We start from the raw sequence: 18035 nt of genomic DNA, 5'->3' as shown, positions 1-18035 counted from the left end.
ATTACTTTTCGAATATCAACGTGAATACGATGTCCACTTTGACCATTAGTTGATATTCCTCAAGTCGACGCCACTCCAGGAACGCAGACTTCCAGCAGGGCTCACGTGAGCACCTGTCCTTGGCCATTTCCTGATTGGAGTTTCATGCGCCTGCGCATCCGCCTGAGCGAAACCGCCTCGATCGGCACCGCGACCTCGATCCGGCTGCTGAGCCTGTCCCTGCTCGGCGCGCTGGCCGGCGGGTGGGCGGCCAGCGGCTTCTCGCCCTGGGGGCTCGCGCCGCTCGCGGCAGGCGCGGCCCTCGCCGGCGCGGCCCTGCGGGGCCTGCGCGAGGACACGCGGGTGCTGGCGCAGGTCGAGTCGGTGCTCGAGGAGGCCCGCCAGGGCCGGCTCGAGGCGCGCGTGGTCCTGGTGCCGCGCGGCCACCGGCTGGCGCGCGCCACCGACGGCCTCAACGACGTGCTCGACCAGGTGGAGGCCGTGCTGCGCGAGTCGCTCACCGTGGTCTCGCGCATGACCAAGGCCGGCGGCGGCGACTCGGTGCGCGAGCCGCAGACGGCCGGCCTGCGCGGGCTGTTCGCGGTCGGCCTGGGCAGCATCGGCGAGGTGCAGCGGCGCATGGACCGCACCATCTTCACCCTGCGCGACGTGATGAAGGCCATGGCCGGCGGCGAGTTCAAGCGGACCATCGACGCCCAGTCCGAGGCCGGCGAGTTGCGCCTGATCCTGCTCACCGCGCAGCAGGCCATCAGCTCGCTGGACGGCATTCTCGAGGAAGTGGTGACGGTGCTGGCCCGCATGGCGAAGGGCGACCTGACCCCGCGCGTGCTGGCCGAGGGCCAGGGCAGCCTGGCCCGCCTGCGCACCGACATCAACCAGGCCCTGGACAGCCTGGCCGGCTCGATGCAGACCATCGCCCGCAGCGCGCAGCAGGTGGCCAGCGCCTCGGGCGACGCCAGCCATGCGGTCAGCCAGATCGCCGACGGCGCCCAGAGCCAGACCCTGGCGGTCGACCAGGTGGCGGGCGCGGTGCGCCAGGCCGCCAACGCCATCGCCGACATCTCGCGCAACACCGAGGAGGCCAGCCAGGTCTCGCGCCAGTCGGTCCAGGCGGTGCGCCGCAGCATCCAGCGCATGGAGGACATGGTGGAGGTCGTCACCCGCATCGCCGCCAACTCCGAGCAGATCGACAAGATCACCGGGGTGATCGAGAAGATCGCCAACAAGACCAACCTGCTGTCGCTGAACGCCGCGATCGAGGCGGCCCGCGCGGGCGAACACGGCAAGGGCTTCTCGGTGGTGGCCGACGAGGTCGGCAAGCTGGCCCAGAGCAGCGCCGAAAGCTCCAAGGAGATCGCGGCGCTGGTGCACATGGCCGTCTTCGAGACGCAGCAGGCGGTGAAGGCGGTGCTGCAGGTGCGCGAGGAGATGAACCAGATCGACGTGGGCTCCGCCCGCACCGACACCATGCTCCAGCGCATCGCCTCCAGCGTGGAGCAGCAGAGCGCGGCGATCGACGCCATCAACGCCAACCTCGACAGCGTCAACCGCATCGCCCGCAGCAATGCCTCGGCGGCCGAGCAGATCACGGTGACGGTGATCGAGCTGGCGAAGATCGCCGGCTCGACCCGCAACGAGGTCGCCAAGTTCTCCTACTGAGGCGCCGCCGCGCCGGCGCAGCGCGCCCCCGGCGCCCGGCCGGGCCTCAGCGCCCCTGCCAGGCCGGCGGACGTCCGGCCACGAAGGCCCGCACGCCCTCGCGGAAATCCTCGCTGCCATAGGCCTGGCGGACCAGGTCCTCGACGGGCGGCAGGTCCAGGTCCAGCAACCGCCCCAGCGTCTCCTTGCTCACGCGCTGGGTCACCGGGGCGAGCGCGGCCAGGCGCTGGCAGAGACGGTCCGCGGCCGCGTCCAGGCGGTCGGCCGGCACCTGCTCCAGCACGAAGCCGCAGGCCAGCGCCTCGTCGGCGCCCACCAGGTCGGCCAGCAGCAGCAGCCGCTGCACGCGCGGGCGGCCGAACACCGCCACCAGGCGGGCGACGTTGGCGATGGACAGGCAGTTGCCCAGGGTGCGCGCGATCGGTACGCCGAAGCGCGCGTCCGGCGTGGCAATGCGCAGGTCGCAGGCGGCGGCGATGGCCAGCCCGCCGCCCACGCACCAGCCCTGCACCACCGCCACGGTAGGCATGGGCAGCGAGGCCAGCAGGGCGATGCAGGCGTCGATGCGGCGCTCGTAGGCCACGCCATCCTCGCCGCCGCCGAAGGCCTGGAACTGCGCGATGTCGGTGCCGGCCACGAAGGCCTGGCCGCCGGCGCCGCGGAAACAGGCCACGCGCACGGCGGGGTCGGCGCGCAGGCGCTCGCCGACGGCCTGCAGCTGCTCGTACATGGCCCAGGTCATGGCATTGCGCGCCTGCGGCCGGTCGAAGACCACCGTGGCGACGGCGCCCTGCACCTCCAGGCGCACCGCGCCGGCGGCGGGGACCTCGGACGATGTGCCCCCGCCCGGCACGGCGCGTGCCTCGTCGCCCCCCGGGGGGGCGTGTTCCGGCGCCGCGCTCATGCCCCGAACGCCCCGGCCTCGCGCAGGCGCTGCTGGGCCGCGTCGTCGAGCCCCAGCTCGTGCAGCACCTGCTCCGTGTGCTCGCCCAGCAGCGGCGGATGGCGGCGCACCTGCTGCGGCGTGCCCGAGAGCTTCACCGCGAAGCCGATGTTGGGCACGCGGCCCTCGACCGGGTGGTCGATCTCCATGCGCATGCCCCGGGCCTGGCCGTGCTCGCTGCCGAAGGCCTGCGGGTAGCTGAGGATGGGGCCGGCCGGCAGGCCGTGCGCCAGCAGCGTGTCCACCCAGTAGTCCTTCGTCTGCAGGCGGAAGGTCTTCTCCAGCTCCTCCTGCAGCGCCGCGCGGTTCGCCAGGCGCAGCGCGATGGTGGTGAAGCGCGGGTCCTCCAGCAGCTCCTCGCGCCCCATCAGCTTGCACAGCTGGGTCCACAGCTTCTGGTTGTTGGCGCCCATGACGAAGTGGCCGTCGGCGCAGGCCATGGCCTGGTAGGGCGCGGTCATCTTGTTGGACGTGCCCAGGGGCTGCGGCGGCTGGCCGGTGCCCCAGTAGTCGCAGATGTCCCAGACCGAGAAGGCCATGGCGGCGTCGAACAGCGCCGCGTCCACGTACTGGCCCTGCCCGGTGTTCTTCGCGCCGATGTAGGCGGACAGGGTGGCGTAGGTGGCGAACAGCGCGCAGCCGATGTCCGCCACCGGCACGCCGCACTTCACCGGGGGGCTGTCGGGGTAGCCGGTCACGCTCATCACGCCGGACATGGCCTGCGCCATCAGGTCGAAGCCGGGCCGGTCGGCCCAGGGGCCGCTCTGGCCGAAGCCGGAGATGCTGGTGTAGACCAGCCGGGGGTTGACCTCGCGCAGCACCTCGTAGCCCAGCCCCAGGCGGCGCAGCGCGCCGGGGCGGTAGTTCTCCACCAGGATGTCGCACTCCGCCGCGAGCTTGAGCAGCACCTCGCGGCCCGCCGGGGACTTCAGGTCCAGCGTGATGCTGCGCTTGTTGCGGTTCATGTTGATGAAGCCAAGGCTGTCCGCCCCCTTCATCTTGAAACCCATGGCGCCGCGGGTCTGGTCGCCGCTGCCGGGCGGCTCGACCTTGATCACGTCGGCGCCCATGTCCCCCAGCAGCATGCAGGCGTAGGGCCCGGCCATCACCTGCGAGATGTCGAGCACGCGCACGCCCGCCAGGGGCTGCGGGCGCGCGGCGGCAGCAGCAGCGGCAGCCGCCGCCGTCACGCGTCCACCTTGACGTTGGCTTCCTTGATCACGCGGGCCCACTTGGCCAGTTCGACGTTCATGAACTCGGCGAACTTCTCCACCGAGCCGCCGCCGTCCTCCGCGCCCGAAGCCTCCAGCCTGGCCACCACGTCGGGCATCTGCAGGACCCTGTTCACGTCCTCGTTGATGCGCCGGGCCAGGCCGGGCGCCATGCGGCCCGGGCCCACCAGGCCGTACCAGGTGGTGGCCTCGAAGCCGGGGAAGCCCGACTCCGCCATCGTCGGCACGTCGGGGTGGCCGCTGGCGCGCTTCAGGCGCGTCTGCGCGATGGCGATGGCCTTGCCGTTCTTCACGTGCGGCGTGGCCGCGGTCATGGTGTCGAAGCTGTACTGCATCTGCCCGCCGATCAGGTCGGTGAGCATCGGGCCCGAGCCCTTGTAGGGCACGTGGATGGTCTTCACCCCAGCCTGCAGCATGAACATCTCCAGCGCCAGGTGCTGCGCCGAGCCGCTGCCGGCCGAGCCGAAGCTGACCTTGCCGGGGTTGCGCTTGCACAGGTCGACCAGGTCCTTGACGGTCTTGGCCGGCTGCATGGCGCCGCAGATCAGCAGGTTGGGCGTCACGCCCACCAGGGTGATGGGCTGGAAGTCCTTCAGCGGGTCGTAGGCCGTCTTCTGCAGGTTGGGCACGATCGCGTGGCTGTTGATGTGCGCCATGTGCAGCACGGTGCCGTCGTTGGGCTGCTTGGCCACGTAGTCAGCGGCGATGGCGCCGGAGGCCCCGGAACGATTCTCGACGAGGACCTGGGTCTTCCACATCTCGCCCAGCTTCTGGCCGACGACGCGGGCCAGGATGTCCGTGCCGCCCCCCGGCGCGAAGCCGACGATGATGCGGACCGGCCCGGTGGGCAGGGACTGGGCCCGCACCAGGGGGGCTGCCAGGGTCGCGGCGCTGCCGGCGACGAAGGTTCTGCGCTGCATGTGCTGTCTCCTTGCTGGGTCTTTGCTCGGTCTTTGCTGGACTCAAAAACAAAGGGCGCCCGCGGGCGCCCTTCTCGTTTCACGCTGCCTTCTTGGCGGGCAGCTGGGCCGGGTGCCCGGCGAAATACTCCATGGCGGCGGTGACGCCTGAGCCAGCCAGGCGTACGCCCGCCAGCTTCAGCCCCATCTCGCAGCCGGCCAGGGCCGCCATCAGGGTCAGGTCGTTGCAGTCGCCGAGGTGGCCGATGCGGAACATGCGGCCCTTGACCTTGCCCAGGCCGGTGCCCAGCGACATGTCGAACCGCTCGTGGATCAGTCGACGCACCGCGTCGGCGTCCACGCCCTCGGGCATGACCACGCCGGTGAGCACCGGCGACTGGCTGCTCGCCTCCTGGCACTGGATCTCCAGGCCCCAGGCCCGCACCGCGGCGCGCACGCCCTCGCCCCAGCGGCGGTGGCGCGCGAACACGCCCTCCAGGCCGCCATGGGTGGGATCCAGCAGCATGTCGCAGGCCTCGGCCAGGCCGTACAGCAGGTTGGTGCTGGGGGTGTAGGGCCAGTAGCCGGTCTCGTTCATGGGGATGATCTCGTCCCAGGCCCAGAAGGACTTGGGCAGGGTGGCGCGCCGGCTCGCCTCCAGCGCCTTGGGCGAGACGGCGTTGAAGCTGATGCCCGGCGGCAGCATCAGGCCCTTCTGGGAGCCGCTGACGGTGACATCCACGCCCCAGTCGTCATGGCGGTACTCGGCCGAGGCCAGGCCGGAGATGCTGTCCACCATCAGCAGGGCCGGGTGCCTGGCGGCGTCGATCGCGCGGCGCACCGCCAGGATGTCGCTGGTGGCGCCGGTGGAGGTCTCGTTGTGCACCACGCACACCGCCTTGATGGCGTGGCCGGTGTCGGCCCGCAGCCGCTGCTCGATCAGGTCGGCCTGCACGCCGCGGCGCCAGCCCTCCACCCCGGGCAGGCCCAGGAACTCGGTCTTCAGGCCCAGCCGGCCGGCCAGCTTGTTCCACAGGCTGGCGAAGTGGCCGGTCTCGTACATCAGCACGTGGTCGCCCGCGCTCAGCGTGTTGACCAGCGCGGCCTCCCAGGCGCCGGTGCCGGAGGCCGGGTAGATGACCACCGGGTGGCGGGTCTGGAACACCTGCTGGACGCCCTTGAGCACCCGCAGGCCCAGCACGCCGAACTCCGGCCCGCGGTGGTCGATGGTGGGCAGGCTCATCGCCCGCAGGATCCGGTCGGGCACCGGCGAGGGCCCGGGAATCTGCAGGAAATGGCGGCCGGTGGGGTGGAAGTCGAGGGTCAGCATGCGGCAGGGCTCCATAAGTCGGGCAAATTTTGCATACAAAATTCAATCCAGTACATGCCTGAACCACAGGGTTTTCACCCATTACTGGCCGATTTCCGATCCATCCGCATTTTTTGCATACAAAATAGATCCTATCCATGACCGCCGAAGTGATCTCCATTCCGCGCGCCGCCCTGCATGAGCAGGTCGCGCAGCGGCTGCGCCAGATGCTGGTGGAAGGCCGCATCCGCCCGGGCGCCAAGCTCAACGAGCGCGAACTCAGCGAACTGCTGCGGGTCTCCCGCACCCCCCTGCGCGAGGCCTTCAAGATGCTGGCCGCCGAGGGCCTGGTCGAGCTGCAACCCAACCGGGGTGCGATCGCGGTGGCCCTGACCGAGGCCGACGTGCGCCACACCTTCGAGGTGATGGCCGGGCTGGAAGCCCAGTCGGGCGAGCTGGCGGCGCAGCGCATCACCGACGCCGAGCTGGCCGAGATCCGGGCCATGCACTACGAGATGCTGGCTGCCTACACCCGGCGCGACCTCTCGGCCTACTACGCGCTCAACGCCCGCATCCATGCGGCCATCAACGCCGCGGCGAAGAACCCGGTGCTCGCCGCCGTCTACCAGCAGGTCAACGCCCGGCTGCAGGCCCTGCGCTTCCGCTCCAACCAGGACGGCGGCAAGTGGGACCAGGCCGTGAAGGAACACGACACCATGATCGAAGCCCTGGCCGCGCGTGACGCGGCAGCCATGCGCGAGGTGCTCCTGGCGCACCTGGCCCACAAGCGCGATGCGGTGCTGGAGCTGCTGCGCGAGGAAGCCGCCGCGGCGCAGGAGGTGCGCTCATGAACGCGCCGCTGCCGCTGCAGGTCACGCGCGAGGCGGCCGCCGGCGCCTACGACCGGGTCGCCGCCGCCAGCAACGAGGTGGCGGGCCGGCTGGCCCAGCGCCTGGCCGCCGAGACCACCGGCGAGGTGCTGTTCTCCCCGGCCGACCGCGGCCGCTACGCCACCGACGCCTCGATCTACCAGGTGATGCCGGTGGGCGTGTTCGTGCCGCGCACCGCCGAGGACGCCCGGCTCGCGCTGGACATCTGCCGCGACCTCAAGGTGCCGGTGGTGCCGCGCGGCGGCGGCACCAGCCAGTGCGGCCAGACCGTGGGCGCGGGCCTGGTGATCGATTTCTCCAAGCATGTGCGCCAGGTGCTGGAGGTGGATGCCGAGGCCCGCATGGCCACGGTGGAGCCCGGCATCGTGCTGGACCACCTCAACGCCCAGCTCAAGCCGCTGGGCCTGTGGTACCCGGTGGACGTGTCCACCTCGGCCCAGGCCACGCTGGGCGGCATGGCCGGCAACAACTCCTGCGGCAGCCGCAGCATCGCCTACGGCAACATGGTCCACAACGTGCTCGGCGCGCAGGCCTGGACCAGCGACGGCGCGCTGCACCGTTTCGGCCGCTTCGATGAGGCCACCGGCACCGCCCGTGCCCTGGGCGAGGGCGTGCGCGCGCTGGCCCAGGCCCTGGCGCCGGAGATCGAGGCGCACTGGCCCAAGGTGCTGCGCCGGGTGGCCGGCTACAACCTGGACGTCTTCCACAACCAGAACCAGCGCCCCTACACCCGCGACGGCAGCGTCAACCTGGCCCACCTGCTGGTGGGCAGCGAGGGCACCCTGGCCCTCACGCGCAGCCTGACGCTGCAGCTGTCCGCGCTGCCGCGCCACAAGGTGCTGGGGGTGGTGAACTTCCCCTCCTTCCACCAGGCCATGGCCTCGGCCCAGCACATCGTGAAGCTGGGCGAGGGCACGCTGACCGCGGTCGAACTGGTCGACCGCACCATGATCGACCTGTCCCTGCACAACCCCGCCTTTGCGCCCACGGTGCGCCGCGCGCTGATCGGCGAGCCCGAGGCCCTGCTGCTGGTGGAGTTCGCCGGCGCCGACCACGCGGCCCTGGTGCGCCACCTGGCGCAGCTCGAGGAGCTGATGGGCGACCTGGGCCTGCCCCGCTCGGTGGTGCTGATGCCCGAGGAGGGCCCGCAGAAGGCGCTGTGGGAGGTGCGCAAGGCCGGCCTGAACATCATGATGAGCCTGCGCGGCGACGGCAAGCCGGTGAGCTTCATCGAGGACTGCGCCGTGCCGCTGGAGCACCTGGCCGAGTACACCGACGCGCTCACCGAGGTGTTCCGCCGCCATGGCACCAAGGGCACCTGGTATGCCCATGCCTCGGTGGGCACGCTGCACGTGCGGCCCATCCTGGACATGCGCACCGACGGCGCGCCGCGCATGCGCCAGATCGCCGAGGAGGCCGCGGCGCTGGTGCGCAAGTACCGCGGCGCCTACAGCGGCGAGCATGGCGACGGCCTGTGCCGCGGCGAGTGGATCCGCTGGCAATTCGGCCCGAAGATCGACGCCGCCTTCGGCGAGATCAAGCGCCTGTTCGACCCGCTGGGCCTGCTGTGCCCGCAGCGCATCGTCGACCCGCCGCGCATGGACGACACGCGCCTGATGCGCTTCCCGCCCAGCTACCGCGTGATCCCGCTGAAGCCGGCACTGGACTGGAGCGCCTGGGACGTGCGCAACGACCCGGCTACCGAGCAGACCACCGCGCCGGGCACCGGCGGTGACGCCGCCGGCGGCCTGGCCAAGGCGGTGGAGATGTGCAACAACAACGGGCACTGCCGCAAGTTCGATGCGGGCACCATGTGCCCCAGCTACCGCGTGACCCGCGACGAGCAGCACCTCACCCGGGGCCGCGCCAACACCCTGCGCCTGGCCCTGAGCGGCCAGCTCGGCCCCGAGGGCCTGGCCAGCGAGGCGGTGCGCGAGGCCATGGACCTGTGCGTCAGCTGCAAGGGCTGCAAGCGCGACTGCCCCACCGGCGTGGACATGGCCCGCATGAAGATCGAGGCGCGCCATGCCGACCGCCAGCGCCGGGGCGGCACGCTGCGCGACGCCCTCGTCGCCCGCCTGCCCGAGTACGCGCCGCTGGCCAGCCGCTTCGCCGGCCTGCTGAACCTGCGCAACCGGGTGCCGCTGCTGGCGCGCCTGGGCGAGCGCCTGCTGGGCCTGTCGGCGCGGCGCAGCCTGCCGGCCTGGCAGCCGCGCCACTTCTTCAACGACGGCCCGCGCGGCGCCACCCGCGAGCAGGTGCTGGCGGCAGAGCGGCCGGTGGTGCTGTTCGTCGACACCTTCAACGGCTACTTCGAGTCCGGCAACGCGCGCGCGGCCTTCGAGGTGCTGGAAGCCGCGGGCTACACGGTGCACGTGGCCAGCCGCGAAGGCGGCGGCGGCCACCTGTGCTGCGGCCGCACCTACCTGGCCAGCGGCCGGGTGGAGGAGGCCCGGGCCCGGGCCGGCGAGCTGCTGGCGGCGATGCGGCCCTTCGTGGACCGGGGCATCGCCATCGTGGGGCTGGAGCCGTCCTGCCTGTTCACGCTGCGCGACGAGATGACCGCCATGGGCTTCGGCGAGGCCGCGCAGGCCCTGGCGAAGCAGGCGCTGATGTTCGAGGAATTCCTGGCCCGTGAGGCGCAGGCCGGGCGGCTCGGCGAGCTGCAGGCGAAGCTGCGGCCGCTGGGACAGCCGGTGCTGGTGCACGGCCACTGCCACCAGAAGGCCTTCGACGCGGTCTCGCCGCTGATGCGGGTGCTGGCCCTGGTGCCGCAGCTCGAGCCGAAGCTGGTGGAGAGCAGCTGCTGCGGCATGGCCGGCAGCTTCGGCTACGAGGCCGGCCACTACGACGTGTCGATGCGCATGGCCGAACAGTCGCTGCTGCCGGCGGTGCGCCAAGCGCCCGACGCCCTGGTGGTGGCCGACGGCACCAGCTGCCGCCACCAGATCGCCGACGGCGCGCAGCGCGAGGCGATCCACGCCGCGGTGCTGCTGCGGCAGTCGCTGGCGGGATGAGGCGGGGGCGCGGCCCCCGCCGGGCCGGGATCACTGCGCCTTGATGTTCGCCGCCTTCACCACCTGGCCGTAGCGGGCCAGGTCGCGGCGGATCTCCTCGCCGAACTTGTCGGCGGTGCCCGGCATCGCGGTGATGCCCAGGTCGTTCAGGCGGCCGCGCACCGCCGGGTCGGCCAGCACCGCGTTGAGCTCGGCATTCAGCCTGTCGACGATGGCCTTGGGCGTCTTCGCCGGCGCGAGCAGGCCCACCCAGGAGTTGACCTCGAAGTCGGCCACGCCGCCCTCGATGAAGGTGGGCACGTCGGGCATGGAGGAGGCGCGCTGCGCGCTGGACACGGCGATCGCGTGCAGCTTGCCGGCCTTGACGTGCTGCACCGCCCCGGCGATGGCGGTGTAGACCAGGGGGATGCTGCCGCCCATGACGTCCGTCATCGCCTGGCCGCCGCCCTTGTACGGCACATGGACCAGGTTGGCGCCGGTGCGCTGGCGCAGCAGCTCGCCCGCGATGTGCGGGGTGCCGCCGGTGCCGGAGGTGCCGTAGGACAGGCCGCCGGCCTGCGACTTCGACATCGCGATCACCTCGCGCAGCGTCTTGCCGGCAAAGCCGGGATGGGAAACCAGGATCAGGATGGCATCGCCGATCTTGCCCACCGGGGCGAAGTCCTGCACCGTGTTGAACGGCACCTTGTCGAACACGTGGGGGTTGATCACCAGCGTGCCGTCGAACCCGAGCAGCAGGGTGTGGCCGTCGGGCTCGGCGGCGGCCACCATCTGGGTGCCGATGTTGCCGGAGGCGCCGGGCTTGTTGTCCACGATCACGTTCTGCCCGAGGCGGCGCGACAGCGCCTCGGCGACCAGGCGGCCGCTGGTGTCGGTCACGCCCCCGGGGGTGAAGGGCACGACCAGGCGGATCGGCTTGGTCGGGAAGGCCGCGGGCGCCGGGGCCTGGGCCTGCGCCGCCAGCGGGAACAGGCCGGCCGCGCCGGCCAGCGCGGTCAGGGCGAGCGCGGCGCCGGCGAGCCGGCGGCGCGGGAAGGAACGCGAGGGTTGCATGCTTGTCTCCTGGTCTGGGTCTTGTTATTCGGTCTCGGCGTGGCGCTTCTCGAAGTCCCACACCGCCTCGAAGCCCATGAGGCGGGTCAGCGCGCCGAAGTCGTACAGCGGCGTGCGGCCGCCGGCCGACGAGCCCTCGGCCTTGAAGGTGGCATACACCTCGCTCATGGCCTGCACCGAGGCGAGCAGGGCGGTGACCGGGAAGATCGCCAGCTTGTAGCCGATGGACTCCAGCTCGGCGCGCGAGAGCACCGGCGTGCGGCCACGCTCCACCATGTTGGCCACCAGCGGCACGTCGAAGCTGGCGCCGATGCGGCGCATCTCCTCCTCGGACTCGGGCGACTCGACGAACAGGATGTCGGCGCCGGCCTTGGCATAGGCCTCGGCGCGGCGCAGCGCCTCGTCCAGGCCCAGGGAGGTGCGCGCGTCGGTGCGCGCGATGATCAGGAAGTCCTTCGACTGGCGGGCCTCCGCGGCCACGCGGATCTTGCGCACCATGTCCTCCATCGGGATCACGCGCCGGTTCGGCGTGTGGCCGCACTTCTTGGGGAACTCCTGGTCCTCGATCTGGATGGCAGCGGCGCCGGCCTGCTCGTAGCCCTGCACCGTGTGGCGCATGTTCAGCAGGCCGCCGTAGCCGGTGTCGCCGTCGGCGATCAGGGGCGCATGGGCCATGCCGGCCATGGCGCGCACGCGGCCCACCATGTCGGAATAGGTGGCCAGGCCGGCATCGGGCAGGCCCAGGTGCGAGGCCACGGTGCCGTAGCCGGTCATGTACAGGGCGTCGAAGCCGAAGGTGTCGGCCAGGCGCAGGGAGACCATGTCGTAGACGCCGGGGGCGACGACGAGGCCGGGTTGCGCCAGGCGCTGGCGAAGGGCGGAGAGCGGTGCGGTCATGCGGGTGACAACGGGCCGGGCGCCCGCTGCAGAAAATGAGGGTCCCGCAATCTAGCAAGGCGCCCGCTGCGGCGCTGTCACCTACGCATGGACCTCGGACTCCAGGGTAAACACGTTCTCATTACCGGCGGCAGCAAGGGCATCGGCCTGGCCTGCGCCCAGGGCTTCCTCGCCGAGGGCGCCCACGTCAGCCTGGTCTCGCGCAGCGCGGCCAACCTCGAGGCGGCGCGCGCCGCGCTCGCCGCGCAGTGGCCCGCGGCCTCGGTGCGCACCTTCGCCGCCGACCTGCGCGACGCGGCCCAGGCCCTGGCGGTGCTGGACGCGGCCGAGGCGGCCGGCGGGCCGGTGGATGTCCTGGTGAACTCCGCGGGCGCGGCCAAGCGCACCCCGCCGGACGAACTCACCCCGCAGGCCTTCCACGACGCGATGCAGGCCAAGTACTTCACCTACATCCACGTGATGGAGCCGCTGGTCAAGCGCATGGGTGCCCGCGGCGCGGGGGCGATCGTCAACGTGGTGGGCGCGGGCGGCAAGTTCGCCAGCCCGATCCACATGCCCGGCGGCGCGGCGAACGCGGCGCTGATGCTGGTCTCGGCCGGCATGGCCGCGGCCTACGCGCCCAAGGGCGTGCGAGTGAACGTGGTCAACCCGGCCCAGACGCTGACCGAGCGCCTGCGCGAGGGCATGGCGGCGGATGCGCGCATGAACGGCATCACGCCCGAGGAGGCGCTGCAGCGGGCCACCGCCCGCGTCCCCCTGGGCCGCCTGGCGCGGCCGGAGGAAATCGCCGACGTGGTGGTCTTCCTGGCCTCGCCGCGCGCCGGCTACGTGACGGGCGCGGGCCTGGTGCTGGACGGGGCAGCGACGCCCACCGTCACCTGACCCGGGGCCGCCGGATCCGCTCGCGGGGTCCCGGGCGGCCTGGCCATGCGCAGGCCCCGGCGGGGCGTGGCCGGCGCGCGACGCCGGGAGGGCCGCGCGGGAGGGATCGGGCGACTGATCCCGTATCATCTTGTTTCACATCCCGACATCGCCGCCCGTGCCGATCAACGTCTACCTGGCCACCGACTACGCCTTGCTGGCAGGCGCGCTCGAGCAGTGCCTGGGCAGCGAGCCGCGCCGGTTCCGCCTGGCCGGCTGCGCCGACCCGCAGGCGATCTCGGCGGACAAGCTCGCGGCCCTGGAGGTGGACGTCATCGTCCTGGACATGGACTGCCTCGGCCACCGCGCGCTGCCGCTGCTGGCCCGGCTCCGGGACCGCTCCCATGCGAAGGCGCTGTTGATCACCCGCATCGACGACAGTGACCTCCTGGACAAGGCGGTCATGCACGGCGCGCGCGGCATCATCAACCGGCAGGGGACGCTGGCGACGCTGCTCACCGCCATCGAGAAAGTGCATGAGGGCCAGCTCTGGCTGGATCGCACGGCGACGGGGCGCATCTTCGTGGAGTTCCTGCGGCATGCCGGCACCGAGCCGCGCGCCGACGGCGCCACCGGCAAGCTGATGCAGCTGACCGAGCGCGAGCACCAGATCGTGACCTTCATCGCGCACAACGACGGCGACCCGGGCAAGGTCATCGCGGACAAGCTCCATATCAGCGAGAGCACGCTGCGCAACCACCTGACCTCGATCTACGAGAAGCTCGGCGTGGCCAACCGCCCCGGCCTGCTCGCCTACGCGCGCCAGAACGGCCTGGCCGCGCCCTCCACGCGCTAGGGCCTTTCAGCGAATTCCCCGGACCCCGGGGAGGACCTCCCTGGGAGGTTTGTCCCATGCCTGGCGGGACCCGCGCCCGCGAAGTCCCGTTCCCGCCCCCCGCAATTGTCCTGGCCGCTCCTGGACATTGGTCTCATGTGTCACGGCGCCCCGATCGTTACCTTTGGTAACCATGAAGGACCGGCGCACCTCCCCTTCCCGACCGCGACACGCGACACGCGTTGGCGTGGTCCTGCCGGTCCGTCTCGCGGACAGCACCGGGTTCACGCGTGATGCCAGCGACGAGGGTGTCTATTTCGAGATGGATGCCGCGGCCGAGACCGGCAGCGTCATTTCCTTCGATGTGGAGATGCCCACGCCGCTGGGGGCGATGACCCTGAAATGCATTGGCCTGGTGGTCCGCAACGAGCAGCGGGGAGGCCGGTACGGCATCGCGGTGCGGATCCTCGATTCGCACCTGGAAGCCCCCCACCACTGACACAGAGCATCCCCAAGGAGAGTCACGATGGCCCTGCGCACCGTTTTCATCGACAGCAGCCTGTCTTACTACAACGAGATCGCCGCACAGTACGACCCGGCGGCGTTCACCGTGGTGCGGATCGACGACCCGGCGCATGGCTACGCGCAGATCCAGGCGGCGCTCGATGCGGGGGCGACCTCGATCAACGTGGTCTCGGCCTCGTCGAGCGTGCCGGGGCTGTTCACCTCGCGCGTGGTCTTCATCGACCCGGGCGTGGCCGGCTGTGCGCAGTTGGTCGCTGCGGTTCCGGCGGACGCCACGATCGTGCTGCTGGACGCCACGCGCGACGGGCTGCTGCAGATCCGCGACTTCCTGGCGGCCAACACGGGGGTGGTGGGCGCGATCGACATCGTGACCGGCCTTGCCAGCGTGGACCTGGTCTCGCACGGCGCCACCGGCACGGTCATCCTGGGCTCCGCGGTCCTGAGCAACGACACGGTGGCGGGGTATGCCGCGGTGCTGAAGGAGATCGGCAGCCACCTGAGCGACAGCGCGGACATCCTGATCTACGGCTGCGACGTGGCGGCGGGCAGCGACGGCGTCGCGCTGATCGAGGCCCTGGCGACTGCGACGGGCGCGGACGTGGCGGCGTCGACCGACCCGACCGGCGCGGCGTCGCTGGGAGGGGATTGGGTGCTGGAGGCGAGTACGGGGGTGATTGAGGCGCAGGTGATTGGGGACACGGCTTATGCGGGCCTGCTGAACGTGACGGCCGCAACGCTCACCACGACGCTGTCGACGACCGACGCGACGCCCACGATCGGGGGCAACTACACCTCGAACAATGGCGCCGCAAAGCTCTATGTCTGGCTGGACGGGACCAACGTCGCGACGGTTGAATTGTCAGCGTCGCAAACGAACGCCCCCTGGAGCTACACCTTCCCGAACAACCTGGCGACCGGCAACCACACGCTGGTCATCACGGCCAACCCGGGCAACATCGTTCAGGAGGTCCTGGTATCCACCCGCACGTTGACCATCCTGGCCCCTGATGTCCCCGCTCCCACCGGGCTGGACCTGGCCGCGGCGGATGACACGGGCAGCTCCAGCGTCGACAACCTCACGAACAAGACCAGCGGCCTGACCATCACGGGCAATGGCGTGAACGGGAACACCGTCACGCTGTTCGATGACGCGAACAACAACGGCGTTCGCGACAGCAACGAAGGCTCCTTGGGAACGGCCTCGGTTTCGGGCGGCAGCTTCACGGTGGACATTGCACTGGCCGAGGGCGTCCACCACGTCCGCGCCATCCAGGCCGACGGTGCGAACAACCTCAGTTCGCCCTCCGGCAGCCTGAGCATCACGATCGACACCACCGCGCCCGGGGCGCTGCAGTCCCTGGGTGAACTGGACCTCGCGGCGGGCGATGATTCGGGCACATCCAATAGTGACAACAACACAAGCCAAACCAGCGGCCTGACCGTTTCGGGCACCGGGGAGAGCGGCGCCAGCGTCGCCTTGTTTGACGACGCTGACGACGATGGCGTCATTGATGGAGGCGAACTGCTCACAACGACCACCGTTGTCGATGGAAGCTTCAGCGTTGATATTGCCCTGGCCGAGGGACTCCACCACATTCGGGCGAAGCAGACCGACCCCGCTGGCAACCAGAGCGTTGCAACCACGGCACTGAACCTTACTGTGGACACCTCGGCGCCCGCCGCAGGTACCCTGAGCTTCACCGGCCTGACCGACACCGGCAGCGACGATACCGTCGACATCACACAGGACAACGCCTTCAACCTTTCGCTGGCAGGCCAAGAGTCCGCGGCCAACGTGGTCTACCAGGTCTCCTTCAACAACGGCGACTGGGCTTCGACCACCGCCGCCCAGAGCGCCTTGGCCGATGGCAACTACCGCTTCCGCGCCGTCGTCACCGACGCCGCAGGCAACGATGCCACTTCCAATGTGCTCGAAGTCGTCATCGACAACACCGATCCGGCTCCGGGCACCCTGAGCTTTGCTGGTCTGGATGACACCGGCAGCGACGATCCCGTCGACATCACTCAGGACAACAGCTTCAACCTCTCGCTGGCTGGCCAAGAGTCCGCGGCCAACGTGGTCTACCAGGTCTCCTTCAACAACGGCGACTGGGCTTCGACCACCGCCGCCCAGAGCGCCTTGGCCGATGGCAACTACCGCTTCCGCGCCGTCGTCACCGACGCCGCAGGCAACGATGCCACTTCCAATGTGCTCGAAGTCGTCATCGACAACACCGATCCGGCTCCGGGCGTCCTGAGCTTCACCGACCTGACCGACACCGGCAGCGACGATACCGTCGACATCACTCAGGACAACAGCTTCAACCTCTCGCTGGCTGGCCAAGAGTCCGCGGCCAACGTGGTCTACCAGGTCTCCTTCAACAACGGCGACTGGACTTCCACCACCGCCGCCCAGAGCGCCCTGGCCGACGGCAACTACCGCTTCCGCGCCGTCGTCACCGACGCCGCAGGCAACGATGACACTTCCAACGTGCTCGAAGTCGTTATCGACAAGACTGCTCCGGCACCGGGCACTTTGAGTTTCACCGACCTGACCGATACCGGCAGCAACGACCCCATCGACATCACCCAGGACAACGCGTTCAGCCTCGCGCTGGCTGGCCAAGAGTCGACTGCCTCATCTGCGTACCAGGTCTCGTTCAACAACGGCGACTGGACCTCGACCACCGCCGCCCAAAGCGCGCTGGCCGACGGCAACTACCGCTATCGCGCCCTCGTCACCGACGCCGCAGGCAACGCGGCCACCTCCAACGTGCTGGAGGTCGTGATCGACAAGACTGCTCCGGCTCCGGGCGCCCTGAGCTTCACCGGCCTGGATGACACTGGCAGCGACGATCCCGTTGACGTCACTCAGGACAACAGCTTCAACCTTTCGCTGGCAGGCCAAGAGTCCACGGCCAATGTCGTCTACCAGGTCTCCTTCAACAACGGAGACTGGACCTCGACCACCGCCGCCCAAAGCGCCCTGGCCGACGGCAACTACCGCTATCGCGCCGTCGTCACCGACGCCGCAGGCAACGCGGCCACCTCCAACGTGCTGGAGGTCGTGATCGACAAGACTGCTCCGGCTCCGGGCACCCTGAGCTTCACCGGCCTGGATGACACTGGCAGCGACGACCCCATCGACATCACCCAGGACAACGCGTTCAGCCTCGCGCTGGCTGGCCAAGAGTCGACTGCCTCATCTGCGTACCAGGTCTCGTTCAACAACGGCGACTGGACCTCGACCACCGCCGCCCAGAGCGCCCTGGCCGACGGCAATTACCGCTACCGCGCCGTCGTCACCGACGCCGCAGGCAACGATGCCACTTCCAATGTGCTGGAGGTCGTGATCGACAACACCGATCCCGTACCGGGCAATCTGTCGTTCCAGAGCCTGACCGACACCGGCAGCGACGACACCGTCGACATCACCCAGGACAACGCCTTCAACCTCGCGCTGGACGGCCAAGAGTCGACTGCCTCAGTTGCGTACCAGGTCTCCTTCAACAACGGCGACTGGGCTTCGACCGCCGCCGCCCAGAGCGCCCTGGCCGACGGCAACTACCGCTTCCGCGCCGTCGTCACCGACGCCGCAGGCAACGATGCCACTTCCAATGTGCTGGAGGTCGTGATCGACAACACCGATCCCGTACCGGGCAATCTGTCGTTCCAGAGCCTGACCGACACCGGCAGCGACGACACCGTCGACATCACCCAGGACAACGCCTTCAACCTCGCGCTGGACGGCCAAGAGTCGACTGCCTCAGTTGCGTACCAGGTCTCCTTCAACAACGGCGACTGGGCTTCGACCGCCGCCGCCCAGAGCGCCCTGGCCGACGGCAACTACCGCTTCCGCGCCGTCGTCACCGACGCCGCAGGCAACGATGCCACTTCCAATGTGCTGGAGGTCGT

The 18035-nt window shown here is 70.3% G+C and carries 13 protein-coding genes; 7 read left to right on the top strand and 6 right to left on the bottom strand.

Annotation, left to right across the window (positions count from 1 at the left end; translation table 11 throughout):
• Window positions 1-144 precede the first annotated feature (144 nt).
• Window positions 145-1659 (top strand): methyl-accepting chemotaxis protein, encoded by a 1515-nt coding sequence (locus ACT80S_RS12895; protein ID WP_377416358.1) that lies wholly within the window; start codon window positions 145-147, stop codon window positions 1657-1659.
• Between the two features lie 46 nt (window positions 1660-1705).
• On the opposite strand, the gene ACT80S_RS12890 is transcribed toward ACT80S_RS12895, so the two are convergent.
• The 4 genes from ACT80S_RS12890 to ACT80S_RS12875 all read right to left on the bottom strand — a co-directional run bounded on the left by ACT80S_RS12890 (window position 1706) and on the right by ACT80S_RS12875 (window position 6063).
• Window positions 1706-2563 carry an enoyl-CoA hydratase/isomerase family protein gene (locus tag ACT80S_RS12890; RefSeq protein WP_377416356.1) on the bottom strand — a complete coding sequence of 286 codons (858 nt, stop codon included), beginning with the start codon at window positions 2561-2563 and terminating at the stop codon, window positions 1706-1708.
• Window positions 2560-3792, bottom strand: a complete 1233-nt coding sequence (locus tag ACT80S_RS12885; RefSeq protein ID WP_377416354.1) for a CaiB/BaiF CoA transferase family protein — start codon at window positions 3790-3792, stop codon at window positions 2560-2562. Before ACT80S_RS12885 ends, ACT80S_RS12890 begins: the two co-directional genes overlap by 4 nt.
• A complete protein-coding gene (locus ACT80S_RS12880) occupies window positions 3789-4754 on the bottom strand; it encodes a Bug family tripartite tricarboxylate transporter substrate binding protein (protein WP_377416352.1) in 966 nt (321 codons plus the stop codon). The genes ACT80S_RS12885 and ACT80S_RS12880 overlap by 4 nt, the downstream gene beginning before the upstream one ends.
• 79 nt (window positions 4755-4833) lie before the next feature.
• Window positions 4834-6063 carry a pyridoxal-phosphate-dependent aminotransferase family protein gene (locus ACT80S_RS12875; protein WP_377416350.1) on the bottom strand — a complete coding sequence of 410 codons (1230 nt, stop codon included), beginning with the start codon at window positions 6061-6063 and terminating at the stop codon, window positions 4834-4836.
• Between the two features lie 137 nt (window positions 6064-6200).
• On the opposite strand from ACT80S_RS12875, the gene ACT80S_RS12870 reads away from it, so the two are divergent.
• Together ACT80S_RS12870 and ACT80S_RS12865 are read left to right on the top strand one after the other, a co-directional pair.
• On the top strand, window positions 6201-6893 hold the full coding sequence (locus tag ACT80S_RS12870; RefSeq protein WP_377416348.1) for a GntR family transcriptional regulator: 693 nt from the start codon (window positions 6201-6203) through the stop codon (window positions 6891-6893).
• Entirely contained in the window at window positions 6890-9949 is a 3060-nt protein-coding gene (locus ACT80S_RS12865) for an FAD-binding and (Fe-S)-binding domain-containing protein (protein WP_377416346.1), read from the top strand. The genes ACT80S_RS12870 and ACT80S_RS12865 overlap by 4 nt, the downstream gene beginning before the upstream one ends.
• Window positions 9950-9979: 30 nt before the next feature.
• Here the strand turns inward: ACT80S_RS12865 and ACT80S_RS12860 are convergent, their stop codons facing one another.
• Complete coding sequence (locus ACT80S_RS12860; RefSeq protein WP_377416344.1) at window positions 9980-11002, bottom strand: Bug family tripartite tricarboxylate transporter substrate binding protein; 1023 nt, start codon at window positions 11000-11002, stop codon at window positions 9980-9982.
• Between the two features lie 24 nt (window positions 11003-11026).
• On the bottom strand, window positions 11027-11899 hold the full coding sequence (locus ACT80S_RS12855; RefSeq protein ID WP_377416342.1) for an isocitrate lyase/PEP mutase family protein: 873 nt from the start codon (window positions 11897-11899) through the stop codon (window positions 11027-11029).
• Between the two features lie 87 nt (window positions 11900-11986).
• Here ACT80S_RS12855 and ACT80S_RS12850 point away from each other — a divergent pair, with 87 nt between their 5' ends.
• The 4 genes from ACT80S_RS12850 to ACT80S_RS12835 form a co-directional block, all read left to right on the top strand.
• Window positions 11987-12781: an SDR family oxidoreductase gene (locus ACT80S_RS12850; RefSeq protein ID WP_377416340.1), complete on the top strand. Its 795-nt coding sequence runs from the start codon at window positions 11987-11989 to the stop codon at window positions 12779-12781.
• A 157-nt stretch (window positions 12782-12938) separates the two neighbouring features.
• On the top strand, window positions 12939-13616 hold the full coding sequence (locus ACT80S_RS12845; RefSeq protein WP_377416338.1) for a LuxR C-terminal-related transcriptional regulator: 678 nt from the start codon (window positions 12939-12941) through the stop codon (window positions 13614-13616).
• A 172-nt stretch (window positions 13617-13788) separates the two neighbouring features.
• Complete coding sequence (locus tag ACT80S_RS12840; RefSeq protein WP_377416336.1) at window positions 13789-14094, top strand: hypothetical protein; 306 nt, start codon at window positions 13789-13791, stop codon at window positions 14092-14094.
• A 27-nt stretch (window positions 14095-14121) separates the two neighbouring features.
• Window positions 14122-18035 (top strand): Ig-like domain-containing protein (locus ACT80S_RS12835; RefSeq protein ID WP_377416334.1); only part of this gene is annotated, 3914 nt, incomplete at its 3' end.

The organism is Ramlibacter sp. MAHUQ-53 (assembly GCF_052600055.1).
This window is presented reverse-complemented; position numbering and strand designations above follow the sequence as displayed.